The following is a 25562-nucleotide window of genomic DNA, read 5'->3' as shown; positions in this document are numbered from 1 at the left end:
CCCCGTTGGTGAGTGTTTACATCCACCCGACACCGATTCCGAACGTGTGTGCGAAACTTGGTGGGTAGCTCGACGGCAGGGAGACGCCATGCGGAGCATCTGGAAAGGCACGGTCTCGTTCGGGCTGGTCACGATCCCGGTCAGGCTGTTCACCGCGACGGAGCGCCGCGACGTCACCTTCCACCTGGTGCACGGCGAGGACGGCGGCCGGATCAGGTTCCGCCGGTTCTGTCAGGCGTGCGAGGAGGAGGTCCCGTTCGCCGACGTGGCCAAGGGCTACGAGCTGCCGGGCGGCGACATGGTCGTGCTCGCCGGCGACGACTTCGACGACCTGCCGCTGTCCACCTCGCGCAGGATCGAGGTGCTCCAGTTCAGCCCGGCGGGCCAGATCGACCCGATCCTGCTGGACAAGGCCTACTACCTGGAGCCGGACCCCGCGGGGGTGAAGCCGTACGTGCTGCTCCGTGACGCGCTGGAGCGTTCGGGGCTGGTGGCGGTCGTCAAGGTGGCGCTGCGCCAGCGCGAGTCGCTCGCGGCGCTCCGGGTCCGGGACGGGGTCTTCCTGCTGGAGACCATGCTCTGGCCGGACGAGGTGCGATCGGCGGACTTCGCGTTCCTGGAGGAGGGCGTCGACGCCAGGCCGCAGGAGGTGCGGATGACGGAGTCGCTGATCGAGACGATGGTCGCGGACTTCGAGCCCTCGGCGCACAGGGACGGCTACCGGGAGGCGGTCCAGGAGGTCATCGAGGCGAAGATCGAGGGCAGGGAGATCGTGTCCGCCGGGGCGCCGGTCGAGGAGGGGCCGCCGGCCGACCTGATGGCCGCGCTGCGCGCCAGTGTCGAGGCCGCCAAGAAAGAACGCCGGGGCGCGGCTCCGGCGACGGGAAAGGCCGCCGCCGAGCCCGCGAAGAAGGACGGAGCCGCAGAGGAGAAGGCTTCCCGCGGGCGGAGGACCGGCCGTCCGGCGTAAAGGCGGCGCCGGGAATTCGGTTCCCGCGGAATGGGGGCCCCGTGGATCGGACGACCACGGGGCCCCCACCCGGAAATGCGGAAAAGAACAGCATCTCGCGCCGGCTGAGAATCGGATAATCGAAATCACCTTTTAAGTGCCCGTGTTCCCTGTGTTGATCGTGATCCCCTGTGGGGGACCGTGATCCCAGCGAACACGGGCACCCTGCTCCCCGCCGTGGGCCCGAAGCTCATGCCCCGCCGTGGGCCCGGAGCTTGCAACAACGGTGGATCGGGTCGTGTGCGGTCATCTGGCTCGACCGCGCACCGCGCTCAGGTTCGGGCGCCCCGGTCCGGCGTCCGGCCGTGAAGGCTAGACGTTGTTGTTGTTGTTGTCGTTCTGGGCGTCCTCTTCGTTGTTGTTGTTGTTGTTGATGTTGATGTTGAACTTCTGGTGGTGACGGCGGTGGCTCCAGTGGTTGTGACGACGGTGGCAGCCCCAGCCGCCACCGCAGCGCCAGCGGCGGTTGCAGCCGCAGCTGGCCCAGCCGAAGTTCGTCTGGAAGGAGGCGATGGAGGTGGTGCTCGTACCGGCGGTGGCGCCGGCGCTGGTCGCTGTGGTCGCAGCGCCCATGCCGACGACGCCGCCGGTCATTGCCGTGCTGAGAGCGAGACCTGCCATGACACTCTTGAACTTGGGCATTGCGTTTCCCCCTTGAAAGGATCGGTTGCCCCGTTTTCAACATTTTCCGGAGTGATCGGAAAATGTCCGGGATGGCCGCTAATGGGCCGTCCCTGGTTGTCTTGATTTCCTCGCATGTCGGGTGACAAACGAAGATTCGCGCCTTTTGCTCTCTGCTTATCGCTTTATTGACGATAGAGTACTTTGGTGGTGAGTTTTGAAATGAAATGCCTTTAATGTCGCATTTGTGCACGGGCTGTCCGGCGGGGGCTATCGTCAGAGGGAAGCCGAACGAGGGAGGACGCGTGAGTGTCGAGCCGATTCCGAGCTGGCCCGGTGAGCTGATGGATCTGGGGGAGCGGCGCGTCCACGTGCGCTCGACCCCGCCCGGTCCCTCGGAGACCGCCGTCTACGTGCACGGCCTCGCGGGTTCGGCGACCAACTGGACCGACCTGATGGGCGAGCTGTCCGACGTGGTCACCGGCCACGCGGTCGACCTGCCGGGGGCCGGGCACTCCCCGGAACCGCCCGGCGGGGACTACTCGATCGCCGCCCACGCCCGGACCGTCACCGCGCTGATCGACCGGGTCGCCGGCGGCCCGGTCCACCTGTTCGGCAACTCCCTGGGCGGCGCCGTCTCGGTGCGGGTCGCCGCGACCCGGCCGGACCTGGTCCGCTCCCTCACGCTCATCTCACCGGCCCTGCCCGACCTGCTCCCCAGGTACGGCCCGGCGCGGGTGGCGCTGTCGGCGGTGCCGAGACTGGGCGAGTGGGCCGCGACGCAGCTGAGCGCCCTGCCCGCCGAGCGCAGGCTCAACGCCACGCTCGGCATGTGTTACGCCGATCTCGGCCGGATCCACCCGGAGCGGCTCCGGGAGGCGGCCGAGGAACTGCGCCGCAGGGACGGCCTGCCGTACGCGGCGGCCGCGCTGGTCGGCTCCGCGCGGGGCCTCGTCGCCGAGTACTTCAGGCGCGGCGCGGAGAACCTGTGGCGGCAGGCGGCTCAGGTGACCGCGCCCACGCTGGTCGTCCACGGGCGCCACGACCGCCTCGTCAACCCGCGCATGGCCGCGCGGGCCGGGCGGACCTTCCCCCATGTGAGGCTGGTGCTGCTGCCCGACGCCGGGCACGTGGCGCAGATGGAGCTCCCCGGAAGGGTGGCCCGCGAGGCCCGGCGTCTGATATGTGAGACTGCCCCCATCCCGATTGGGAATGACTGAGGCATCGCATTAGGTTGTGAGTGGTGCGTGCTGTGCTCAGCCGTACTCTCAAGACCCCCTGAAACGGGAGCAGAACTGTGTCGTTGCCACCGCTGGTAGAGCCGGCAGCCGAGCTGACCGTCGACGAGGTGCGCCGCTACTCGCGCCACCTGATCATTCCCGACGTGGGCATGGCCGGGCAGAAGCGCCTGAAGAACGCCAAGGTGCTCTGTGTGGGCGCCGGCGGCCTGGGCTCTCCCGCCCTGCTGTACCTCGCCGCCGCGGGCGTGGGCACGCTCGGGGTCATCGACTTCGACGTCGTCGACGAGTCCAACCTGCAGCGCCAGGTCATTCACGGCCAGTCCGACGTCGGCCGCCTCAAGGCGGAGAGCGCCGCGGCCAGCGTCAGGGAGATCAACCCGCTGGTCGACGTGGTCGTCCACAACGTGGCGCTCACCACCGACAACGTCATGGAGATCTTCTCCGGGTACGACCTGATCGTGGACGGCACCGACAACTTCGCCACCCGCTACATGGTCAACGACGCGGCCGTCCTGCTCGGCAAGCCGTACGTCTGGGGCTCGATCTACCGCTTCGACGGCCAGGCCAGCGTGTTCTGGGCCGAGCACGGTCCCTGCTACCGCTGCCTCTACCCCGAGCCCCCGCCCCCCGGCATGGTCCCCTCCTGCGCCGAGGGCGGCGTGCTCGGCGTGCTGTGCGCGTCGATCGGCTCCATCCAGGTCAACGAGGCCATCAAGCTCCTCACCGGTATCGGGGAGCCGCTCGTCGGCCGCCTGATGATCTACGACGCCCTGGAGATGAACTACCGTTCGGTCAAGGTCCGCAAGGACCCCGAGTGCGTGCTCTGCGGCAAGAACCCGACGGTCACCGAGCTCCTGGAGGACTACGAGGCGTTCTGCGGCGCGGTCTCCCAGGAGGCACAGGAGGCCGCCTCCGGCTCCACGATCACCGCGACCGACCTCAAGGCCATGCAGGACGCCGACGAGAACATCTACGTGATCGACGTCCGTGAGCCGAACGAGTACGAGATCGTCTCCATCCCCGGCGCCGTGCTCATCCCCAAGGGCGAGTTCCTCAACGGTTCCGCGCTGGAGAAGCTCCCGCAGGACAAGCGCATCGTCCTGCACTGCAAGTCCGGCGCCCGGTCCGCCGAGGTCCTGGCGATTGTCAAGAACGCCGGCTTCTCCGACGCCGTCCACGTGGGCGGCGGCGTGCTGAGCTGGGTCAAGACGGTCGACCCGAGCCTGCCGAGCTACTAGTCGCCCACGGCCGGCGCCCCGCGGAGCCCCGCTCCGCGGGGCGCCGCGTCATTTCGGGGGGCAAGGGGCCGCCCGGGTGGCGACGGCCCGCGGGGCGGCCCCACGGCCGGGACGGGCCTGACACCCCGCTTTCCGTGTCGTCAAATACTTTCCAACACGTCGGATCCGGACGGAACGGCGGATGACACCCTCCTCTCCGCATTAAGGTCGAGGGCGTGAATGAAGTCCCAGGTCAGCGGCGGCCTGCCTGGTCGACGCTGGTCGTGGCGTCCACGCTGACGCTGCTCTGCGCGGTGGTGGCCGGGGTGGCCGCCGGGACCGCCGGGACCGAGCTCACACGCGGCCCGAGCCAGGCGGAGCTGGACAGGGCCGCCGCCGGCGAGATGGCCCTGCGCTGGCAGGTGTGGCCCGCCGGGAGAGTCTTCCCCGAGACCATCAGCTACGCCGCCGAGCAGGGCGGGGAGGAGAAAGCCCGCAGGGTGGGCATCTCGCCGGAGACCCGCTGCGACAGGGGTGTGGACGCCAAGCTGAGGAAGGCGATGCGGCGGGCGGGCTGCCGGGGCATCCTGCGCGCCACCTATCTCGACGCGCTCCAGGGCGTCGTCGTCACCGTCGGCGTCGCGGCCTTCACGGGGGAGGCGGGCGCGGCCGCCGCCAAGGCGGCGCTGCCCAGGGCCGGCCGTCCCTCGCCGGGCCTGCGGGCGCTGGCCTTCCCGGGCACGGTCACCGACCGGTTCACCGCCGCCGGACGGCAGAGCAGCCTGGTGCGGCAGGCCGGGCCGTACGTGGTGATGACCACGGTCGGCCAGGTCGACGGGCGTCCCGCCAAGGCGGTGGGGGAGCAGCGGCCGGCCATGTTCGCCTTCACCGGCGACATCGCCGACAGGATCCTCGCCGAGCTGTCCACGCCCGTGCGGCCCGACTGCGTCTCCGAGGAGTGGCGATGCTGAGGCGGGCGGGCGCGGCCGGGGCGCTGGCCATGATCGCGCTGGGGGCGGCCCCCGCCGCGCACGCCGACGACGTGCGGGGCAGCCAGCGTCAGGTGCTGCGGACCCTCGATCTGCCCGGTGCCTGGCGGATCTCCAAGGGCGGGGACGTGACCGTCGCGGTGCTGGACTCGGGGGTGGATCCGCACCATCGCGACCTGGTGGGTTCGGTGATCGAGGGCAAGGACTTCACCTCGGGGGCCAACCCGCCGGGGGTCGCTCCGCTCCGGCTGCACGGCACCTACATGGCGTCGCTGATCGCCGGGCACGGGCACGGCCCCGGCGGAGCCGACGGGGTGATCGGCGTCGCGCCCAGGGCGCGGGTGCTGTCGGTCCGGGTGATCCTGGAGGACGAGGAGCCGGGCTTCCGCGAGTTCAACACCGCCGAGCGGTTCGAGGACGTGGTGGCCAGGGGCATCAGATACGCCGTGGACCAGGGCGCGGACGTGATCAACATGTCGATCTCCAAGGAGCTGGCGACCAGGGAGGAGCGGGCGGCGATCCGTTACGCGATCTCCCGGGGGGTCGTGCTGGTCGCGGCGGCGGGCAACGAGGGCGCGGGCAAGCCCGACTCCACCGGCTACGCCCCCTACTCCTACCCGGCGGCCTTCCCCGGGGTGGTCTCGGTGGCCGCGGCCGACCGGGGGCTGCGCAGGGCCTCGTTCTCCAACTGGAACCCCTCGGTCCTGGTGGCCGCGCCCGGAGTGGACATCTTCGGCGCGGGCCCCGGCGACGAGTACTGGGTCGGCCGCGGCACTTCGCAGGCGACCGCGCTCGTCTCGGGCGTCGCTGCACTGATTAAAGCGAAATATCCAGAAATGTCGCCCGCGTTGGTCGCGCAGGCGCTCACCGCGGGGGCGAGCCGGCGGCCGACCGGAGGGTACGACACCGGCATGGGCTTCGGCGTGGTCAACGCCCCCCGGGCGCTCGCCGAGGCCGCCAGGATCTCCCGCCACACCCTCACCGCCACGGGACCCGGCAGCCACGATCCCGCCCGCCCGATGGGCAGGGGGGTGGAGCCGGTCCAGGTGATCCAGCGGGACCAGCACAAGATCACCCTGTACGGCGGGGTGGCCGTGGCCGCCGGATTCGGCGCGGTCGCGTCCCTGATGGTGATCGCCGTGTCCGTCGGCCGGGCCCGGTCGTCGGCCGGCTCGGCGGAGGGGGCCGCGAGCGGCCTCGTGCACGGTCCCGTGGACGGCTCCGCCACAGGTCCCGCGGACGGCTCCGTGAACGGCATCACGGACGGCTCGGCGGAGCCCTCCGTGAACGGCATCGCGGAGGGTTCCGCGGGCGGTCCCGCGGACGCGGCGGGGCACCCCGGCCCCGGCTCTCCGGCCGCCCCCTGACGGCCTGCGGGCCGCCGGCGCGAGACGGAATCCCGTACGGAGGGTGACATCATAAATACACTCCGACGATAGGGCGGCAGAGCGCTGCGACGTAGCATCGAAGTATGTCGAAGCCGGAGCGGTCCCAGGAGCCGGGACGGCGCAGGGAAGCCTCGGCGTCCCCTGCCCGCGACGGCTGGCCGCCACCGGGTTCCTGGACACCGCGCGCGGGCGGCGCCCCGGTGAGGCGGGCAGCTCCGACCGGCACCGGCGCCGGCGCCCGGCGGGTCCGGGTGCGGGCCTGGTCGGCCGCGGGCCGCGACCGCCTGGCGGCCGAGCGCGCCGAGCTGGCGACCCTGGAGCAGGGGATCCGGTTCCGCACGATCTTCCTGATCCTGATGGGCACGATCCTGGCGATCGCCGCGAGCAACGTGCTGACCGGCGCGGTCGGACTGTTCCGCGAGACCGCGGCCCGCCCGCTCACCGCCGCCGAGCAGGCCCGTTACATCAAGGACGACATCGCCAGGCGCTGGCAGGCCTGGTCCACCGACCTGGTCTTCCCCGCGGAGCTGCAGTACATCGGCCTGGGCCGGGCCCAGCAGTACGCCCGGCGGGTCGGCCTGGCCCCCGAGACCCCCTGCAGGTCCGGCGTGGACGCCTCGACGGGCTCCGTCCTCGCCCAGTACGGCTGCCGCACGCTGCTGCGGGCCACCTACGTGGACCAGACGTCCACCTTCGTCATCACCGTGGGCATCGCGGTGCTGCGGGACGAGGAGACGCGGATCGCCGCGACCGCGCAGCTCCCGGTCGACGACCGCGTGGGGGTGCGGCCCGTGGCGTTCCCCGGCACGGCGAGCGAGCTGTTCGGCGCCGCCCAGCGGCAGCGCAACGCCTGGATCCCGGTCGGTCCCTACGTCGTCTTCTCCACCGCCGGTTACAGCGACGGACGCACCCGCGCGTCGATCTCCCCGGAGGAGATCCTGCACAGCGAGCTGTGGCCGGCGGCGCAGGCGGTCGCCGGGCGCATCGCCCGCGCCCTGGGTGACGAGCCCAACGCCGTGCCGCAGTGCACTCAGGGGAACGTGTGTTGAGGCGGCGGTTCTGGGCGGCGGGCGCCCTGGTCGGGCTCTCCCTGACGGTCTCCACCCCGGTGGGGGCGGCCGACGTGCGCGAGGAGCAGCGCTGGGTGCTGGAGGCGATGAACGTCGAGCAGGCCTGGAAGACCACCAGGGGGGCGGGCGTCACCGTGGCCCTGGTGGACAGCCGGGTGGACGGGGCCGTCGCGGAGCTGCGCGGCCGGGTCGTCTCCGGTCCCGACATGGGCTCGGCGCAGCAGGCGAGGGGCAGGCCCGGCGCGGCCTGGCACGGCACGGCGATGGCCTCGCTCATCGCCGGGGCGGGCAAGGGGAGCGGCGGCCTCCTCGGGATCGCCCCCGAGGCGCGGATCCTCTCCCTGCCGCTGGTCCTGCGGAACGGGACCGAGGACCGGGCCGGCCTGCCGGAGGCGGACCTGCGGACGCGGGCCGACAGCCCGCTGGCCCGCGCGATCCGCTACGCCGCCAACCACGGGGCCAAGGTCGTCAGCATGTCCCTGGGGGCCTACGGGCCGCACAAGGCCGAGCGCGAGGCCGTCTCCTACGCGCTGTCCCGGGGGGTGGTGCTGGTGGCGGCCGCCGGCAACGACGGCACCTCCGAGTACGCCCTCGACAACGCCACCTCCTTCTGGAACTTCCCCGCCGGATACTCCGGGGTCATCGGGGTGGGCGCGGTCGACTCGACGGCCCGGCCGGCCCCGTTCAGCAGCGACAACCTGTCGGTGCTGGTCTCCGCGCCGGGGGTGGACGTGCCGGTGGTGACCCCGGGGGGCGCCTACGGCTCCTCGGAGGGGACCAGTTCGGCGACGGCGCTGGTGGCGGGAGTCGCCGCACTCATAAAAGCTAAATATCCGGATATCTCGCCGCATCTGGTGGCGCAGGCTCTCACCTCCACCGCCACGTCCGCCCCCGCCGACGGATACGACGACCACGTCGGCTTCGGCGTCGTCGACGCCGGCGCGGCACTCGCCAGGGCGGGGGAGCTGGTGAACCGCGCGGCTCCGGCGACGGCGCCCGCGGTCAAGCACTTCGGCGAGGGCCCCCTGCCCCAGGAGCCCGCCCGGCCCGGCCCGGAGCCGTTCCGGCTCTGGCTGTACGGCGCGGGCCTGCTCGGCGGGCTGCTGGCGTTCGGCGGTGCCGTGGTGATGCTGAACCGGCGGTCGGAGCAGTCCGTCCCGGCGCGGGGAGAGCCGGTGACCGGGCAGGGGCGGCCGTGGCCGTGATCCACGGCCGGGAGGACATGACGGGAGTTGAATTCGATTGGAACGCGTTTTGGACACTGTTCGGACGCGGTGGGGCCGATGACGGCCCCGATGGTTCGAGGACCGTCAAATATTCGCTAGGGTCGCCCGTCATGGGGTACGAGTTGCGCGTGGAGCGCCCGGCGCCTCTCGCCTTCGCGGAGCTCGCGACTGTGCTGGGGCAGGCGGGGTTCGAGTTCCGCGGTTCACAGGAGGCGGGCGAGGTCCTGGCCCGCCATGGTGACGGGGTTCATGCCATAGCCGTCTGGAACGGCGGCGGCCTGTCCGGCACGCCCGGATCCGACTGGCAGGTGGCCCAGCTGGCACGGGTGTCCGCCCTGCTGGGCGCGCGCCTGGTCGGAGAGGACGGGGAGTCCTACGCGATCCGTGACGGCCTCGTCGAGCAGCTGAACGGCTCCGCGGCCTACGAGTTCGGCAAGATCGACGAGATCCTCGCGGCCGGGCCAGCCGTATGGAGCCGGTAGGCCACCCGCCCCCGTATGCGGAGCGGGTGCTCGACGTGGTCGAGCGCATCCCGCGCGGCAGGGTGATGTCCTACGGCGACATCGCCGAATACCTCGGAGAGGGAGGCCCCCGCCAGGTCGGGAGGGTCATGTCCACCTGGGGTGGCGGTGTGCCCTGGTGGCGTGTCGTGCACGCCGACGGGACCCCGCCGCCGGGCCACGAGCAGAGATGCCTGGCCAGGTGGCAGGAGGAGCGGACCCCGTTGCGGGGCGCCCGCGCGGACATGCGCGCGGCGAGATGGGACGGGCTGCCGGAAAGCACGGCGTAACCGGCTCCGGCGCGGCACACTAACATGGCCTAGGACAGCGCTCTGTCCGAAAGGCGGTGCCTCCCCCATGGCCACCGGCGCCACACCCGCGCGATCCGGCGGCGATCCCGTCGCCGACCGTCTACGGGCTGTTCAAGATCTCTGTGACCGGGGAGAACCACTCGAATCCATCATGGCGGCGGTGCTGGCCGAGGGGCTGACCCCGGCCGAGCGCCGCAGGTTCGACGCCGACGCCCTGGCCGGTCCGCTCGGTTCCCGGCTGGACCTGGCGGTCAAGCGCGGCGCCGCCCGCCGGCGCGAGTTCGTCACCCTCTTCAAGCCCTACATCGCCGCCGCCGACGCGCGGGTCAAGCGTGATCTGCCGGTGGCCCGCAGGATCGCCTTCCACCTGGTCGAGCACCGGGAGGTGGACGACCTCGCCGACGGCGACGCGCTGCAGAAGATCGCCGCGGCCGCGGCGGAGCCGTCCAGGCGGGTCCGCAGGAAGCTGCGCTGGTATGCGGATCTGCCGCTCCAGGACGAGCTGCCGGAGGCCATGTTCCGGCTGCGGGCCGCCGACCTGATCCCGATGACCCAGGTCGAGGACGTCTCCTGGTCCGGCGGTCGGTTGCGGATCAGCGGCCACGCCTACCTGGCCGGGCTCTCGGTCCGCGGCCCCCGCTTCAACCGGGCCGTCGTCGTGCTGCGCGGCCCCCGCTGGCTGCCCCCGGTATGGCTGCGCACCCGCAGGGTCTTCCATCCGGAGGCCACCTACGGCGCCCAGGAGGCCGGCTGCAACTACGACTGGTCCGGTTTCACCGCCGAGCTGCACCCGTGGTCGCTGCGCTGGCGCGCGGGCGTGCGGGCCGTCGTGCGCGGCGGCAAGCGGCTGCTCCGCCGCCGGGCCGTCGTGCGCGACACCACCACCTGGCGCGCCGAGATCGTGATCTGGAGCCGGGGCGCCCGCGCCACCGGCCTGCTCCGCGGCCCCTCCATCGGCCGTACCGAGCGTCCCCGGGGTCTGGATCTCGGCCGCGGCTGGTGGGTCCGCCCGGTCTGGACCTCCGACCGCGCCCTCCAGGTCGTGCTGCAGCCCACCCGGGCCGAGCTGACAGGGGTGCGGCTGGACGGCGACCGGCTGGAGCTGAAGGTGTTCCTGCCGGGCAGGGGGCAGGGCAAGGGCCACGCGCGCCTGGACGGCCACCGGATGTCGGCCGACTTCACCCCCGTGGAGGGGGGCACCGAGGTCGTCGTGCCGCTGGCCGTACCGTCACTGCTGCAGGAGCGTGACGGCGGCCGGCTCTGGATCGAGCCCAAGGGCGACCCCGCGGCCGCCGTCATGCTCGGCCGGGCCGCGGAGAGCCGTTCGGTCGTCGGCGAGCGGGAGATCACCGTGCTGGGCGACCGGCGTGACCGGGTGATCGTCTCCGCGCACCGGATCCGCCCGGTCGTCTCCGCGGTGACCTGGGGCGACGACGGCGTGCTCACCCTCGAAGGCTCGTATCCGGGCTCCGGGCCGGCCGAGCTGACCCTCCGGCACCGCACCGGACTGATCCACACCGTGGCGTTGGAGCGTGCCGACTCCCGTTTCTCGGTGCGGTTCGCACCCGCCGCGATGCCCCGTTTCGGGGAGACCGTGCCGCTGGGCAGCGGGAGCTGGAGCATGGCGGTCCGCGACTCCTCCGGGCAGATCGTGCCGCTCCGCGTCGACCACGCCATCCTCGACTCGCTGGACGAGGACCCGAAGGTCCGTGACGGCCGGGAGTACCGCCTGATCTCCACCAGGTTCGACGTGCCGGTGCTGACCGTCGCCGAGGACCTGCCCGACGACGAGCGGGGCGCCGGCGGCCTGTACGCGCTGCGACGCTCGTTCTACCCCGCCGAGCGGGCCCGCGAGCTGAACGACGCGACCGTCTACGTCGCCTACGACGGGCGGCAGTACGAAGGCAACGTCCGCGCGATCTACGAGGAGCGGATGCGGCGCGGCGACGACCGCGAGCACATCTGGGTGGTCAAGGACGGGGCGTTCGTGCCCCCGGCCTCGGCCGATCTCGGGTTCGGCTCGGACGTCCGGCCGACCGTGGTCCGCGCGGGCAGCAGGGAGCACTACGCCGTGCTCGCACGCTCGCGGCACGTGGTGACCAACGGCTTCCTGCCGCCGTGGTTCCGGGCGCGCGAGGACCAGACGGTCGTGCAGACCTGGCACGGCAGCCCGCTCAAGCGCCTGGGCAACGACCTGCCGCACATGTCCCGCGATCCGAAGCCGCCTGCCTGGCACCGGCAGGCCGTGGAGGTGCGGGGCTGGGACCTGCTGGTCTCGCAGAGCCCGTGGGCGACCCCGATCCTGCGCAAGGCGTTCGGCTACCAGGGCGAGGTCCTGGAGAGCGGTTACCCCCGCAACGACGTGCTGTCCGCCCCCGACAGGGACGAGCTGGCCGCGCGGGTGCGCCACCGGCTCGGCATCGCCGAGGGCGTCAGACTGGTGCTCTACGCGCCGACCTTCCGCGACTACGACCGAAAGAACGCCTCGCTCCGGCTGGACCTGGCCGAGGCGCGGCGGGTGCTCGGCCCCGGCTACGAGTTCCTGATCAGGGCGCACTCGATGCAGGCGTCGCCCAACGTGCCCCAGGGCCTCGGGCGTGACGTCACGACTTATCCGGATATGGCGGATCTGTTGCTGATCGCCGACGTGCTGATCACCGACTACTCCTCCGTCATGTTCGACTTCGTCGCCACCGGGCGGCCCGTGCTCTTCTTCACCCACGACCTGCAGCGCTACTCGTCCAAGCGCGGCCTCTATCTCGACCTGGCCGCCGAGGCCCCCGGGCCGCTGCTGACCACCGGCGCCCAGGTGATCGAGGCCGTCCGGACGATCGACGAGGTGAGCGCCGCGCACGCCGAGCGGTACGAACGGTTCCGGCGCGTCTACGCTCCCCGCGACGACGGCAAGGCGACAGCCCGGCTGGTCGACCACGTCTTCGTCGCCTGAACCCGGCCGGGGCGGAGCCGGGTCCGGCGATCAGATGGCATGCGTCACTGTGCGATCCCTTCCGCCGGAGTGCGATCCCGGCCCGGCGGGGGCCGTGCCCGGCGCCACGCCCGGCCCGCACCGGTCTGAGCTGGGCGTGCGCTCGCACCGATCATCGGCGGAAGCCGGGACGGGCTGATCATCCGGCTGGTTGAATCGGGGGTTCGCCATACCGCGCACCCGGACTCGGCACGATCATCGTCCGAGATCTGGTGGAATGGCGAGTTGTGAGTGGCCAGAGCTGGCGTTTGGTGCGTCGTGAGGGTGCGGGGAGAGCTGTTGCCCCCGTGCTCGACGAGCATCAGCGGGCGGTGGTGGCCCATGAGAGCGGCCCGCTGCTCGTGCTGGCGGGGCCCGGCACCGGCAAGACCACCACGATCGTGGAGACCGTGGTGGACCGGATCGAGCGCCGCGGTGTGGATCCCGAGCGGGTGCTCGTCCTCACCTTCAGCCGCAAGGCGGCCGAGGAGTTGCGCGAACGCATCACCGGCCGGATGCGCCGCACCACCCGCACGCCCCTCGCCCTGACCTTCCACAGCTACGCCTACGCGCTGCTCCGCCGCGAGGCCGTGCTCGCCGGGGGCGTGCCGCCCCGCCTGCTGACCGGCCCCGAGCAGCTCCTGGAGGTCCGCCGGCTGCTCCACGGCGAGCTGGAGGACGGCGCCCCGCACTGGCCGGACGACATGCGCGAGGCGCTCAAGACCCGGGGCTTCGCCCAGGAGCTCCGCGACTTCCTGTCCCGCGCCGCCGAGCGCGGCCTCGACGGCGACGAGTTGGTCGAGCTGGGCCGCCTTCACGGCCGCGCCGACTGGGTGGCCGCCGGGCGGTTCGCCGACCGCTACCAGTCCAGGTTCGACCTGGACATGGAGCCGGTGCTCGACTATTCGGACCTGATCCGCACCGCCGCCGGCCTGCTCGCCGACCCCGAGGTACGGCTCCGCGAACGGGCCGCCTACGACGTCGTCCTCGTGGACGAATACCAGGACACCGACCCGGCCCAGGAGTTCCTGCTCCAGCAACTGGCGGGGGAGGGCCGCGACCTCATCGCGGTCGGCGACCCCGACCAGTCGATCTACGGCTTCCGCGGCGCCGACGTGCGCGGGATCATGCGCTTCCCGGAGAGCTTCCCCGGGGCCGACGGCGAGAACGCGCCCGTCATCGCCCTGCGCGTGTGCCGTCGCAGCGGCTCCGAGCTCCTGAGGGCATCGCGCCGCGTGGCCGCCCGGCTGCCCGCCACGCCGGGCGGCGCCGCGCACCGCGACCTGCGGGCGCTGCCGGACGCCGAGCCCGGTGACGTCCGGGTGCTGGTGACCGACGGCGCCACGCAGGAGGCGGCGGTCGTCGCCGACACGCTCCGCCGGGCGCACCTGCTGGACGGGGTCCCCTGGTCGCGCATGGCGGTGCTGGTGCGATCGGCCACGCGCCAGGTGCCGTTGCTGCGCCGCGCCCTGGTCACCGCCGGGGTGCCGGTCGTGGTCGGCGGCGGCGAGCTGCCGCTGTTCCAGGAGCCGGGCGTGCGGCCGCTGATCAGGCTCATCCAGGTCGCCCTCCATCCGGAGACCCTCGACGAGGCGATGGCCGAGGAGCTGCTGACCGGCGCGCTCGGCGGCACCGACATGGTCGGTGTGCGCCGCCTGCGCAGAGCCTTGCGGATCGCCGAGCACGAGGCGATGACGCACCCCGACGAACGCGACATGGTCGACCACTCCGGCGAGCGCGACGTCGCCGGGCCGCGCTCGTCGGGCGAGCTGCTGGTCGCGGCGTTGAAGGACGTGCGGGAGCTGGTCCGGGTGGAGCCGCACGTGGCGCTGCCCGCCGAGCGGCTCGCCAAGCTCGTCTCCGGCGCCGCCGAGGCCGTACGGCAGGGCGGCACCGCCGAAGACGTGCTCTGGACCGTCTGGCAGGCCACCGGCCTGGCCGAGAAGTGGACCGGCGTCAGTGTCTCGGGCGGGTTCAGGGGGACCATGGCGGACCGCGACCTCGACGCGGTGGTGGCGCTGTTCGACCACGCGGCCAGGTTCGTCGACCGGCTGCCGCACGCGGGTGTCGAGGTGTTCGTGGACGACCTGGTGGCCCAGGAGATCCCCGGCGACTCCCTCGCCGACCGCGCCCCCGACACCGACTCGGTGCGGATCCTGACCGCCCACCGGTCCAAGGGCCTGGAGTGGGACGTCGTGGTCGTCGCCGGCGTCCAGGAGGGCGCCTGGCCGGACCTGCGGCTGCGCGGGTCCATCCTGAGCACCGACGACATGGTCGCCAGGGCCGAGGGATCCGAGCACGAGAACCCGGCCGCCGTCTCCGCCGCGCTGGCCTCCCAGCTCCTGGCCGAGGAGCGCCGCCTGTTCTACGTGGCGGCCACCAGGGCCAGGACCAGGCTGATCGTCACCGCGGTGGGAGGCGAGGACAGCGAGGAGCGGCCCTCCCGGTTCCTCACCGAGCTGGTCCCCGGCGCGGCCGAGGAGACGGCCGTCGACGAGCGCTCCCGCTGGCTGAGCATGTCCGCCCTGGTGGCGGACCTGCGCTCGGCCGTCTCCGACCCGACCCGGCCCGCCTCCCTGCGCAGGGCCGCCGCCGAGCACCTGGCCAGGCTCGCCGCCGAGGGAGTGTCCGGCGCCCACCCCAACGAGTGGTACGCCCTCACCCCGATCTCCGATGACCGCCCGCTGAGCTGGCCCGACGACGTCGTACGCATCTCGCCCTCCGCGGTGGAGAACTTCACCAAGTGCGGCCTGCGCTGGCTGCTGGAGACCTCCGTGGGGGCGAGCGGCACCGACGCGGCCCGGGGGCTGGGCACGGTCATCCACGCGCTGGCCGTGCTCGCCGCGACGGGCATGCCCTCCGAGGACACCCTCGGCAAGCGCCTGGACGAGATCTGGCACGAGCTGGACTTCGGCGGCGTCTGGTACAACCGCAAACAGCGCAAGGTCGCCGAGCAGATGATCTCCAAGTTCGTCCGCTGGCACCAGGACAACCCCCGCGAGCTGGTCGGCCTGGAAGAGGCGTTCACGGCCATGGTCTCCGAGGGCGTGCAGATCAAGGGGCGGGTGGACCGGGTCGAACGCGACGCCGAGGGCCGGGCCGTGATCATCGACATCAAGACGGGGAAGAACGGGCCGAAGGACGCCGAGATCGAACGCCACCCCCAGCTGGGGGTCTACCAGCTCGCCGCGCTGCTGGGCGCCTTCCAGCGGCACGGGATGACCGAGCCCGGCGGCGCGGCCCTGGTCCAGGTGGGCGACGCCGCGGGCAAGAAGGACGCCAAGGAGCAGGCCCAGCCGCCCCTGGCGGAGGACGCCGACCCCGGCTGGGCGCGCGACATGGTCGACACCGTGGCGCTCGGCATGTCCGGGCCGTTCTTCCAGGCCAAGGTCAACGACGGATGCCGCACCTGCGCCGTGCGGGCGAGCTGCCCGGTCAGCAAGAACGGGGACCAGGTGTGCTGAGCCGCGCCCGTGCCGTGCGGGTGGGCTGCGCGGTCGGCGAGAACGGGGACCAGGCGTGCTGAGCCGTGCGGGTGGACTGCGCGGTCGGCGAGAACGGAGATCAGGTGTGCTGAGCCGTACCACCCGCCGTGGGGGTGCCCCGTGCTGAGCCCGATCCAGCTCGCCGCCAAGCTGGGCATCCTTCCCCCCACCCCCGAACAGGCCGAGGTGATCGAGGCCGGTCTCGAACCCATGGTCGTGGTCGCCGGAGCCGGGTCGGGCAAGAGCGAGACCATGGCCGGGCGGGTCGTCTGGCTGGTGGCCAACGGCCTCGTCCGCCCCGAACAGGTGCTCGGCCTGACCTTCACCAGGAAGGCCGCCGGCGAGCTGGCCATCCGGGTCCGCGAGCGGCTCAACGGCCTCGTCGCGGCCGAGCAGGTCCCCGCCGAGCTGCTGGAGGGCGAGCCGACCATCTCGACCTACCACGCCTACGCAGCCAGGCTGGTCACCGACCATGCCCTGCGTGAGGCGCTGGAGCCCACCATGCGCCTGGTCAGCCCGGCCGTCTCCTGGCAGCTCGCCGTGCGGGTGGTCAGCGCCTACGACGGGCCCATGGAGCAGATCGAGTGGGGTCCGGCCACCGTCACCCGGGCGGTGCTGGAGCTGGCCGGGGAGCTGTCCGAGCACCTGCGCGGCCCGCAGGACGTGCGGGAGGTCGGCGCCTGGCTCGCCGACCGGTACGGCGAGCTGCCCGGCTCGCCCACCCTGCCCCAGCGCAGGCCGCTGGCCACCCAGCGGGCCAGGGAGCAGCTCCTGCCGCTGGTCGAGGCCTACGACCGGCTCAAACGGAGCCGTGAGGTCGTCGACCACGGCGACCAGATGGCGCTGGCCGCCCGGATCGCCGCCAAGCACGCCGAGGTCGGCGAGATCGAGCGGGGCCGGTTCGCCGTCGTCCTCCTCGACGAGTACCAGGACACCAGCCACGCCCAGCTCGTCCTGCTCCGCTCGCTGTTCGGCGGAGGTCACCCGGTGACCGCCGTGGGCGACCCCTGCCAGTCCATCTACGGCTGGCGCGGCGCCTCGGCGGGCAACCTCACCCGCTTCCCCCGCGACTTCACGACCGCCTCGGGGGAACTTGCGCCGGTCCGCCGCCTGTCGATCAGCTTCCGCAACGGCGACGCCGTACTGGACGTCGCCGCCCGGGTGCAGCTCCCGCTCCGGATGGAGGCGCGGGAGGTGCCGGTGCTGGTGCCCGGCGGCAACCGGGTCGAGCGCGGCCGGGTGGTGTGCGCCTTCCACGAGACCGCCGACGACGAGGCGGCGTGGGTCGCCGACGGGATCGCCAGGGTGCTGGGCGGTGAGAGCGCGCCCGACGGCATGCCGTGGGGTGAGGGCGAGCGGAAGAAGGCCAAGCAGAGCGCGTGGGGCGGCCCGCAGTGCCTGCAGCCGCACGACGTGGCGATCCTGGCCCGCAAGCGGTCGCAGTTCCCCGCGCTGCGCCGGGCGCTGGAGGAGCGGGGGATCCCGGTCGAGGTGGTCGGCCTGGGGGGCCTGCTGACCGTGCCGGAGGTCTCCGACATCGTCGCCACCCTGCGCGTGCTCTACGACCCGACCGCGGGCGACGCGCTGGTCCGGCTGCTGTCCGGTCCCCGGTGGCGGATCGGCCCGGCCGACCTGAAGGAGCTGGGCGAGCGGGCGCGTGAGCTGAACCGTGAGACCCGGGAGGGCGGATCCATGGCGTCCGACCCGCTGGACCAGGTCGTGGCGGACATGGCCGAGGAGCGCGGCAGCCTGATCGACGCCCTCGACGAGCTGCCCGACCGTCCCGAGTGGCAGGACCTGTTCTCACCCCTGGCCCGGGTACGGCTGCTCGCCATGGCGCAGGAGCTGCGGATCCTGCGCGCCCACACCGGCCAGCCGCTCCCCGACCTGATCATCGAGATCGAGCGGAGGCTCGGCCTGGACATCGAGGTGGCGGCGCGGGGGACGGCCATCGGGCCGTTCGCCGCCCGGGCCGATCTGGACGCCTTCCTCGACGCGGCCGCCCGGTTCGCGGGCGACTCCGAGGATCCGACGCTGGGCGCGTTCCTCGCCTTCCTCAAGGCGGCCGACGAGGAGGAGAACGGCCTGGACGCCGGGCGGGTGGGGGAGAGCAACAGCGTCAAGCTGATGACCATCCACGCCTCCAAGGGCCTGGAGTGGCCGGTCGTCGTGATCCCCGGCATGTCCCAGGCGCTGTCCAAGGCCGGCACCCTGACCGTCGGCACGATGTTCCCGGCCCGCCCGACGACCAGCCCCAAGTGGACGGACAACCCGCGCAAGCTGCCCTACCCGCTCCGCGGCGACGCCTCCGACCTGCCCCGGCTGGGCGGGCTGAGCAAGGAGGAGCTGGCGGAGTTCGACGAGCGCTGCCGTGACCGCGATCTGCTGGAGGAGCGCCGCCTGGCCTACGTGGCCGTCACCCGCGCCCACTACCTCCTGATCGCCTCCGGCTACCGCTGGGGCAGCGCGGCCAAGCCCCTGGAGCCCTCCGACTTCCTGGTGGAGATCCGCGAGACCTGCGGGCGCGTCTCCGTCTGGGCGCCCGAGGCCGGCGAGGGCGCCACCAACCCCCTGCTCGCCGAACCCGCCGAGGCCGGCTGGCCCGTCACCCCCGACGGCCTCCGCTACGAGGCCGTCCTCGACGGGGCCACCATGGTCGAGGCCGCCCTCGCCGCCCTCGCCGGGCAGGGCGGCGACCCGGCCGCCTCCCGCCCTCGGGACGGTTCCGCCCAGGCTCCCGGAGCCGAGAACGCCCCCTTTTCCGATTTTTCCGATATCCCCTTCCCTGACGTCCCTCCGGAGGACGAGGAGGTTCCCTTCCCCGAGGCGCCCGAGGACGAGGACGTCCTCTTCCTGGAGGTCCCGGAGTTCTTCGACGACCCGGACGACGAGGAGGCCACTTCTCGCGCTCGGCAGGACGTCTCGGCCGAGGCCGTACACGAGGCCGTGCACGAGGCCGTGCATGAGGGCGGGCGCGTGCCCGGGGAGGAGCCGGGGAACGGGCATGTGCTGCCCGAGGGGGAGCCGGGACCGGAGCACCGGCGGGTTCCCGAGGAGGGGCAGGAGCCGGGGAACGAGCGCGCCGGTGCCCTCGCGGACTTGCGCGGCTGGGACAAAGAGCGGGCGAAGGCCTGGGAGCGCGACACCGAGCTCCTGCTCAGGGAGCGGGCCGTGAACCGGCGGCGCGGTGGCGGGCAGGTCGAGCTGCCCACCCATCTGACCGTCTCGTCGCTGGTCACCCTGGCCTCCGATCCCAAGACCCTGGCCCGGCAGGTCCGCCGCCCGGTGCCCAGGAAGCCCACCCCGCTGGCCCGCCGGGGCACCTCCTTCCACCGCTGGCTGGAGTCGCGGTGGGGTCAGCAGCGGCTGCTCGACGAGATGGAGCTGCCGGGCTCGTCCGACGGCTTCGAGGAGACCGACATCCAGCTCGACCAGCTGCGTGACCGGTTCGAGGAGAGCGAGTGGGCCGGCCGGGAACCGCTGGACGTCGAGGTCCCCTTCGAGACGATGATCGCCGACCGGCTGGTCCGGGGCCGGATGGACGCGGTGTTCGAGCTCCCGGACGGCCGCTACGAGGTCGTCGACTGGAAGACGGGTCAGCGTCCCGAGGGCAAGAAGGCCGAGGCCGCCGCGGCGGTCCAGCTCGCCGCCTACCGTCTGGCCTGGTCCCACCTGGCCGACGTCCCCCTCGCCCAGGTGAGCGCCGCCTTCCACTTCGTCCGCCTCAACGAGACGGTCAGGCCGGTCAACCTCCTCGACGAGCGGGGCCTGGTCAGGCTCATCGAGTCGATCCCTGCCCTCGGCTGACCCGAGGAGACAGCGGGACCCGAGGAGACAGCGGGACCCGAGGAGACAGCGGGAAAGGGGGAAGCTCCTCCTCGTCGCCGGTGCTCCTGCTCCAGCCCGGGCGCCCGGCCTTTGCCTCGGCCTACTCATCGCTGTGGATGATGAGAAGTACCTGGTCATCCACGGCGGACTTCGCCGTTCCACCCGGTCCCGGTTTCTGGGAGCGCGGCGACGCTGAGGCCGAGGTCCGTGAAACGGAGGGCGCGCATGAGCAGCGGAACCGTTCCGAAGCCCATAGCGAGCACAAGCAGCTTCATCGACGACCGCATCGGCGCGGGAAACTTCCTCAAGCGAAATTTACGGAAGATCTTTCCTGACCACTGGTCGTTCCTGCTGGGCGAGATCGCGCTGTACTCGTTCATCGTCCTGCTGCTGACCGGCACGTTCCTGACCTTCTTCTTCAAGCCCACCATGGCTCACGTCGTCTACGACGGCTCCTACGAGCCGCTCAAGGGCGTCATGATGTCCGAGGCGTACGCCTCGACTCTGCACATCAGCTTCGACGTCCGCGGTGGCCTGCTGATGCGGCAGATGCACCACTGGGCCGCCCTGCTGTTCGTCGCCGGCATGATGGTGCACATGCTCCGGGTGTTCTTCACCGGTGCGTACCGCAAGCCGCGTGAGCTCAACTGGCTGATCGGTGTCGGCCTGCTGACGCTGGCCCTGTTCGAGGGTCTGACCGGCTACTCCCTCCCCGACGACCTGCTCTCCGGCGCCGGTCTGCGGATCACCGAGGGTGTGATGATCTCGCTGCCGCTGGTCGGCACCTGGATCACCTTCTTCCTCTTCGGCGGCGAATACCCCGGCGAGGACGTGGTCTCCCGGTTCTACTCGCTGCACATCCTGCTCATCCCGGGCATCCTGCTGGGGTTGATCACCGCCCACCTCATGTTGATGTGGGTGCAGAAGCACACGCAGATGCCGGGCAAGGGCCGCACGAACACCAACGTGGTGGGCGCTCCGCTATATCCGGCCTTCATGGCCAAATCGGGCGCCTATTTCATGTTCACCTTCGGCGCCATCGCGCTGCTGGGCACCTTCGCCCAGATCAACCCGATCTGGCTGTTCGGTCCCTACAGCCCGGCCGACATCTCGGCGGGCTCCCAGCCCGACTTCTACATGGGATTCCTGGAGGGTTCGCTCCGCCTGATGCCCGCCTGGGAGATCAACTTCCTGGGCTTCACGCTGCCGCTGAGCGTGCTGATCCCGGCGCTGGTCCCGATGGGCATCGTCATGACGGGCCTGGCCCTGTATCCCTTCATCGAGCAGTGGGTCACCGGGGACCGCAGCGAGCACCACGTCGCCGAGCGTCCCCGCAACAACCCGCACCGCACCTCGATCGGCATCTCCGCGGTCACCTTCTACGGTGTCCTGTGGCTGCTGGGCGCCAACGACGAGATCTCCGCGTTCTTCCACGTCTCGCTGAACTGGACGACCTACGTCGGCCGGGTGCTGGTCTTCGTCGGTCCCGCGGTCGCCTACTTCATCACCTACCGGATGTGCCTGGGCCTGCAGCGCAGCGACGCCGCGGTCATCGGGCACGGCGTGGAGTCCGGCGTCATCAAGCGCCTGCCCTCGGGTGAGTACATCGAGGTCCACGTCTCGCCGAACGAGGCCATCGAGGCGCACATGCGGGGCAAGACGGCGATCCCGGTGATCACCGGCACCTCCGCCGACAGCGACGGCATCCCGCCCAAGGGGATGCGCGGCCCGCTCGGCAAGCTCCGCGCCAAGCTGAGCAAGGCCTACGGCGGGGAGAAGATCCCGCTCGACGGCGAGCACCCTCACGAGGAGCACGCGGCCGTCGGCTCGGACGTCAAGAAGGACAAGTCACTGCCCTCCTGACCGGTTCCGGTCGGGGCCACGGTTCCGGCCGGCGCCTGTCGTCATCGCTCCGAGGCGGGTGAACGACGAGTCGACCATCTCTCCGATCTCCTGGGATCAGGGAAGTCTCGGACCTCGGGCCTCAAGGTTCCTGCTGTCCCGTACGGCCCCGCCCCCGGACAGGCGGCCGAGTTGTCAGGACAGGAAGCCGGCGACGGCGTCGAGCCATGCGCGGGGTTGGTCGATGTGGGCCATGTGGCCCGCTTCCCCGATCACCACGGAATGGGCGGCGGGTATCAGCTCCGCGGTCTCCTCAGCCAGGGACGCGGGAAAGATCATGTCCTGTCGGCCGTGGAGCAGGAGCAGAGGGACGCCGAGGGCGGCGAGCCGCTGGGCCGCGTCCCGGTGACGGGCGCTGGGCAGGGTGCCGGCCCGCCAGGAGCGCGCCCACTCGGCGGAGAAACGGACGTCCGCGAGGCGGTCCAGGTAGGCGGGCAGCGCTTCCGGGCGCCAGACGTTCGCCCCGGCTCCGGCGACCGCCGCCGCGCGGGTGAGTTCCGGACCGGACAGCTCCGGATCCGACCACACCGCGGCCTCCGGGGCGCGTCGTTCCTCGCGCTCGCGCCAGCCGTCGAAGGCGTCCGGGGGCACCGGCAGGACACTGCTGGAGGCGACGATCAGCCGCCGGACGCGCCCGGGAGCGGCCAGGGCCAGACGCTGGGCGATCAGGCCTCCGTAGGAGAACCCGAGGACGTCGGCCTGCGCCGTGCCGAGCGCGTCCAGCAGGGCGACGAGGTCATCGGTGGCCGCGGCGGGGGTGTATTGATCGTCGGCGAGGCCGCGGGTGGAACGCCCGCAGCCGCGCAGGTCCGGCAGGACCACCCGGTGACGGCCGGCGAGCTCCGCCAGCGGCTCGCGCAGGTAGGTGTGGTCCCAGTCGGGACCACCGTGGATCACCAGCAGCGTGCGCTCGGCGGGCCCCCGGCTCCGCGCGACGAACAACTCCACGGCGGGCTGACCGGACACGGCCACGAGACTCTCGCTGAACACCTGCCCACTATTCCAGCCTTTCTCGTCTCGCCGTCCACCGCCTGGAGTCATTGATCACCGACCCGGTGGCCGTGTCACATCCGAGGGTGCCGATGATCGATGGCAGTGACATGGAGGACTTCGGTGAAAAGCCCTACCCCGTCAGCCGAACTCGTCGTTCTTCACGGTGCCGTCGAAGGTGTGCCACTGGTTGTGTTCGGAGCCGGACCGGCCGTCGGCGGCATATGTTCCGCACAGGCCCGCCGTATTCCATCGGACGGCATCGGCCCCGGCGAGGGAACCGCGAGTGGAGGTTCTCGTTCCGGTGAATAGCCGATCCTCTTTCCCGGATCCTGCAACTGCCTCAAGGGCGGAACTCCGTTTTACTCTTGAATGGTTGAATCTATTTTCGTAACCTCACGTCGTGAGGGGTGAGAGCAGACATGAATGGGGGCGGCGCGAGGAGGCTCGGCTGGCGTTTCGGGAGGCCGGGAGCGAGGTGCGCTGGGCCAAGGGCCGCTATGGTCAGGCGCAGCAGGCATTCGATGAGGGAAACGGATCGCCTGCCGAATTGGCGCGGGCACGGCAGGCGTGGATCTGGGCGTTGACGGAGTGGGTAAGAACGCTGACCGTCCGGGAAGAGGTCCTTGACGGAGGCCGTCCCGCTGCGGACGCCGGAGCGGATGTCCTTTCCTCTGGTGCCGACCATTCGGCCCTCACACTCGATGAAGCGCACCGGCGGGTCGAGGCCCTGTCAAAGGAATACGACCGTATTCGCCGGAGCAGAAGCTTTCCCGCCGAAGTGACTTCGGCGCGGCGCGCGTGGAGTGAGGCGCTGAAAAGGTGGGCGCGCGTTCTCATCTCCCAGGAGGAGTCCCGGGACCGTGCGCGGATCGCCGTCCGGGAGAACCGGGATCTGATCGGCCTGCCTGTGGCCGGAGAAGACGGGTCGCCGAACGGGGTAAGCCACCGTACGGGGTGAGAAGTGCGACGAGGGCGGGTGCGGGGTCGGATGGACGCGGTGTTCGAACTCCGGGACGGCCGCTACGAGGTCGTCGAATCGATCCCGGCCGCGCGCTGCCCCGAGGGGGCCGTACAGCCCGGACCTGGCGATGGGCAATGACCGTCAACCCACGTCGGGTAGGCGATTGACCCGCACGATCGCCACCTGAACGGCGGAGGCGACGATGAAATAGACCACCTCGATCTGCCGATGAACGAAGGCGTACATGGCGGCCTGCGGTGCCTCCTTGCGCAGGATCAGGCCATTCTCCGGTACCAACCGGAGCACCTCGTAGATCTCCATCAAGGTGGCGAACTCGCTGTCTGACAGGTCGTCCACCTGGGCCTCGGTGATCTTATCGACGAGGATGATCGTGTAGGCCACTATCGCGGCACCTGATATCCACGCTCGGCCAGGACGTCGGCGAAGTCGCGCCCTCGTGGAGGTTCTCCCCGCTGGATGCGTTCAGCGACGTTCAGGACCCGATGCCAGTCCTCGCGGTCACGGCCGGCGATGACGGCGGTGCGCCACCACGATTCCAGGAACTCATCCAGGGATGCCAGATCGATCGGGCTGATCGACGTGAGCTTGGCCAGTCCGGCATCGAACGCCGCGATGTCGTCAGGGTGGAACAGCGCTTTACGGACGCTCGCGAACTTCTTGTCGATCGTCGGCATGGCGCCCTGCTCGTGGGGCTGCGCGGTCATTACGAGCCTCCTCCTCGATCCGTCCTGCCCCTTCAGGGTACGGCTCGCGCCAAGTAGCCGCACGACTCTCCTTGATGTCTCGACAATCGCCTACGCCTCCTTGACCACCTCAGGCCGGATGCGATCGGCGTATGACCTGAAAACGATCAACAGTCGGCGGGTGGAGTCGTTGATCACCGGCCCGGTGGCCGCGTCGCATCCGGGGATGCCGATGATCGATGGCAGCGGCATGGAGGACTTCGGTGAAAAGCCCTGTCCCGTCAGCCGAACTCGCCGTCCTTCACGCCGCCGATGAACGCCTGCCACTCATCGGGGGTGAAGCGCAGCATCGGCCCGTCCGGGTTCTTGCTGTCCCGTACGGCCCGGCCGCCCCCGGGCAGACTGGCCACCTCGACACAGTTGCCGGTCTGGCCGCTGTAGGAGCTCTTGCGCCAGACCAGACAGGAGGGATCGGGTTGGTCCATCCCTCGGCTCCTTCTCTGCTTTGGGCTCTAGCTCAGACTGTCGGCTGCTCTTCTCGTCAGGCCTATGGAGTCGTCCGGCGACAGAGCCGTAGCGCACAACCGTTCAAATGCAATGCTATAGGCGGCAACGTCGCTGTGCTTTTCCAGATAGAGATCCCCGGTCAGAGTCTCGACGTACACCACATGAGGGTCGGCCGGCTCCGGGAATCCCAGAATGACGAGCGAACCACTCGTTCCCGCATGAGCACCCGCGCTGAACGGTATGACTTGCAAGGTGGTCTTGCTCTCTTCGGCGGCGGAAACCAAGTGGTGCAACTGGGCGCGCATGACGACCGGTGCCTTCCCCACAGACCGCGACACGACTACGACCGGCCGACCCACGCCCGGTTCCGGGCGCGGTTGGCGGAGTGGTGGCGGCTGGGTTTCGCACGGCGGATGTCTTCGGCGGCACCGGTAGGTCCGCCGGGAAGGATGCCATCATCCGATGCCTTCCCGAGGGGAGCGTCTGGCCAGGGCCTTCACTCCCGGTTCGAGGAGATGGCGATCGCCGGATCACCCGGGCGGGGCCGTCCTCCAGACGGCTCTCTTCCCGCGAGATATCGCGAGCCGTACCCTCACGAACGCCATGTCCGGAGGGCCGCGTGAAGGGGCGGCACCGAAGGAGGGC

At 71.3% G+C, this 25562-nt stretch carries 21 protein-coding genes; 14 read left to right on the top strand and 7 right to left on the bottom strand.

Annotation, left to right across the window (positions count from 1 at the left end):
* Positions 1 to 88: 88 nt before the first annotated feature.
* Positions 89 to 970, top strand: a complete 882-nt coding sequence (gene ku, locus SROS_RS40500) for a non-homologous end joining protein Ku (protein WP_012894762.1) — start codon at positions 89 to 91, stop codon at positions 968 to 970.
* Between the two features lie 351 nt (positions 971 to 1321).
* Here the strand turns inward: ku and SROS_RS40495 are convergent, their stop codons facing one another.
* Positions 1322 to 1630, bottom strand: coding sequence for a hypothetical protein (locus SROS_RS40495; RefSeq protein WP_148269369.1), 309 nt, complete (start codon positions 1628 to 1630; stop codon positions 1322 to 1324).
* Positions 1631 to 1935: 305 nt separating this feature from the next.
* Between SROS_RS40495 and SROS_RS40490 the strand changes: the two genes are divergently transcribed.
* From SROS_RS40490 to qcrB, 12 genes are all read left to right on the top strand, one after another.
* On the top strand, positions 1936 to 2850 hold the full coding sequence (locus SROS_RS40490; RefSeq protein ID WP_012894760.1) for an alpha/beta fold hydrolase: 915 nt from the start codon (positions 1936 to 1938) through the stop codon (positions 2848 to 2850).
* A 77-nt stretch (positions 2851 to 2927) separates the two neighbouring features.
* Complete coding sequence (gene moeZ / locus SROS_RS40485; protein ID WP_012894759.1) at positions 2928 to 4109, top strand: adenylyltransferase/sulfurtransferase MoeZ; 1182 nt, start codon at positions 2928 to 2930, stop codon at positions 4107 to 4109.
* A gap of 215 nt (positions 4110 to 4324) precedes the next feature.
* Complete coding sequence (locus SROS_RS40480; protein ID WP_148269368.1) at positions 4325 to 5059, top strand: hypothetical protein; 735 nt, start codon at positions 4325 to 4327, stop codon at positions 5057 to 5059.
* Entirely contained in the window at positions 5053 to 6444 is a 1392-nt protein-coding gene (locus SROS_RS40475; RefSeq protein ID WP_012894757.1) for a S8 family serine peptidase, read from the top strand. The genes SROS_RS40480 and SROS_RS40475 overlap by 7 nt, the downstream gene beginning before the upstream one ends.
* A 104-nt stretch (positions 6445 to 6548) precedes the next feature.
* The gene (locus SROS_RS40470; protein ID WP_245564457.1) at positions 6549 to 7514 is read left to right on the top strand and encodes a hypothetical protein; all 966 of its coding nucleotides are present in this window, start codon (positions 6549 to 6551) and stop codon (positions 7512 to 7514) included.
* Positions 7508 to 8740 (top strand): S8 family peptidase, encoded by a 1233-nt coding sequence (locus SROS_RS40465; protein ID WP_012894755.1) that lies wholly within the window; start codon positions 7508 to 7510, stop codon positions 8738 to 8740. Before SROS_RS40470 ends, SROS_RS40465 begins: the two co-directional genes overlap by 7 nt.
* A gap of 131 nt (positions 8741 to 8871) precedes the next feature.
* Positions 8872 to 9243 carry a hypothetical protein gene (locus tag SROS_RS40460; protein ID WP_012894754.1) on the top strand — a complete coding sequence of 124 codons (372 nt, stop codon included), beginning with the start codon at positions 8872 to 8874 and terminating at the stop codon, positions 9241 to 9243.
* Complete coding sequence (locus tag SROS_RS40455) at positions 9231 to 9551, top strand: MGMT family protein (protein ID WP_012894753.1); 321 nt, start codon at positions 9231 to 9233, stop codon at positions 9549 to 9551. The genes SROS_RS40460 and SROS_RS40455 overlap by 13 nt, the downstream gene beginning before the upstream one ends.
* A gap of 172 nt (positions 9552 to 9723) precedes the next feature.
* Positions 9724 to 12519, top strand: a complete 2796-nt coding sequence (locus SROS_RS40450; RefSeq protein WP_012894752.1) for a CDP-glycerol glycerophosphotransferase family protein — start codon at positions 9724 to 9726, stop codon at positions 12517 to 12519.
* Between the two features lie 326 nt (positions 12520 to 12845).
* Entirely contained in the window at positions 12846 to 16001 is a 3156-nt protein-coding gene (locus SROS_RS40445) for an ATP-dependent helicase (RefSeq protein ID WP_012894751.1), read from the top strand.
* 141 nt (positions 16002 to 16142) lie between these two features.
* Positions 16143 to 19829 carry an ATP-dependent helicase gene (locus SROS_RS40440; protein ID WP_012894750.1) on the top strand — a complete coding sequence of 1229 codons (3687 nt, stop codon included), beginning with the start codon at positions 16143 to 16145 and terminating at the stop codon, positions 19827 to 19829.
* Between the two features lie 246 nt (positions 19830 to 20075).
* Positions 20076 to 21713 carry a cytochrome bc1 complex cytochrome b subunit gene (gene qcrB / locus SROS_RS40435; RefSeq protein WP_012894749.1) on the top strand — a complete coding sequence of 546 codons (1638 nt, stop codon included), beginning with the start codon at positions 20076 to 20078 and terminating at the stop codon, positions 21711 to 21713.
* Positions 21714 to 21887: 174 nt separating this feature from the next.
* On the opposite strand, the gene SROS_RS40430 is transcribed toward qcrB, so the two are convergent.
* The gene (locus SROS_RS40430) at positions 21888 to 22742 is read right to left on the bottom strand and encodes an alpha/beta fold hydrolase (RefSeq protein WP_012894748.1); all 855 of its coding nucleotides are present in this window, start codon (positions 22740 to 22742) and stop codon (positions 21888 to 21890) included.
* A gap of 478 nt (positions 22743 to 23220) precedes the next feature.
* Here SROS_RS40430 and SROS_RS50425 point away from each other — a divergent pair, with 478 nt between their 5' ends.
* On the top strand, positions 23221 to 23703 hold the full coding sequence (locus tag SROS_RS50425) for a hypothetical protein (protein ID WP_148269367.1): 483 nt from the start codon (positions 23221 to 23223) through the stop codon (positions 23701 to 23703).
* 144 nt (positions 23704 to 23847) lie between these two features.
* Here SROS_RS50425 and SROS_RS40425 read toward each other — a convergent pair whose 3' ends face one another.
* From SROS_RS40425 to SROS_RS40410, 5 genes are all read right to left on the bottom strand, one after another.
* On the bottom strand, positions 23848 to 24108 hold the full coding sequence (locus tag SROS_RS40425) for a hypothetical protein (protein ID WP_012894747.1): 261 nt from the start codon (positions 24106 to 24108) through the stop codon (positions 23848 to 23850).
* Positions 24108 to 24431 carry a DUF6247 family protein gene (locus SROS_RS40420; RefSeq protein ID WP_012894746.1) on the bottom strand — a complete coding sequence of 108 codons (324 nt, stop codon included), beginning with the start codon at positions 24429 to 24431 and terminating at the stop codon, positions 24108 to 24110. Before SROS_RS40420 ends, SROS_RS40425 begins: the two co-directional genes overlap by 1 nt.
* A gap of 90 nt (positions 24432 to 24521) precedes the next feature.
* Entirely contained in the window at positions 24522 to 24662 is a 141-nt protein-coding gene (locus SROS_RS51485) for a hypothetical protein (protein ID WP_012894745.1), read from the bottom strand.
* A gap of 29 nt (positions 24663 to 24691) precedes the next feature.
* On the bottom strand, positions 24692 to 24895 hold the full coding sequence (locus SROS_RS40415; RefSeq protein WP_012894744.1) for a DUF397 domain-containing protein: 204 nt from the start codon (positions 24893 to 24895) through the stop codon (positions 24692 to 24694).
* 27 nt (positions 24896 to 24922) lie between these two features.
* Positions 24923 to 25243: a DUF5753 domain-containing protein gene (locus tag SROS_RS40410; protein WP_281047983.1), complete on the bottom strand. Its 321-nt coding sequence runs from the start codon at positions 25241 to 25243 to the stop codon at positions 24923 to 24925.
* Positions 25244 to 25562 lie beyond the last annotated feature (319 nt).

The organism is Streptosporangium roseum DSM 43021, from assembly GCF_000024865.1.
Taxonomy (GTDB): Bacteria; Actinomycetota; Actinomycetes; order Streptosporangiales; family Streptosporangiaceae; genus Streptosporangium; species Streptosporangium roseum.
This window is presented reverse-complemented; position numbering and strand designations above follow the sequence as displayed.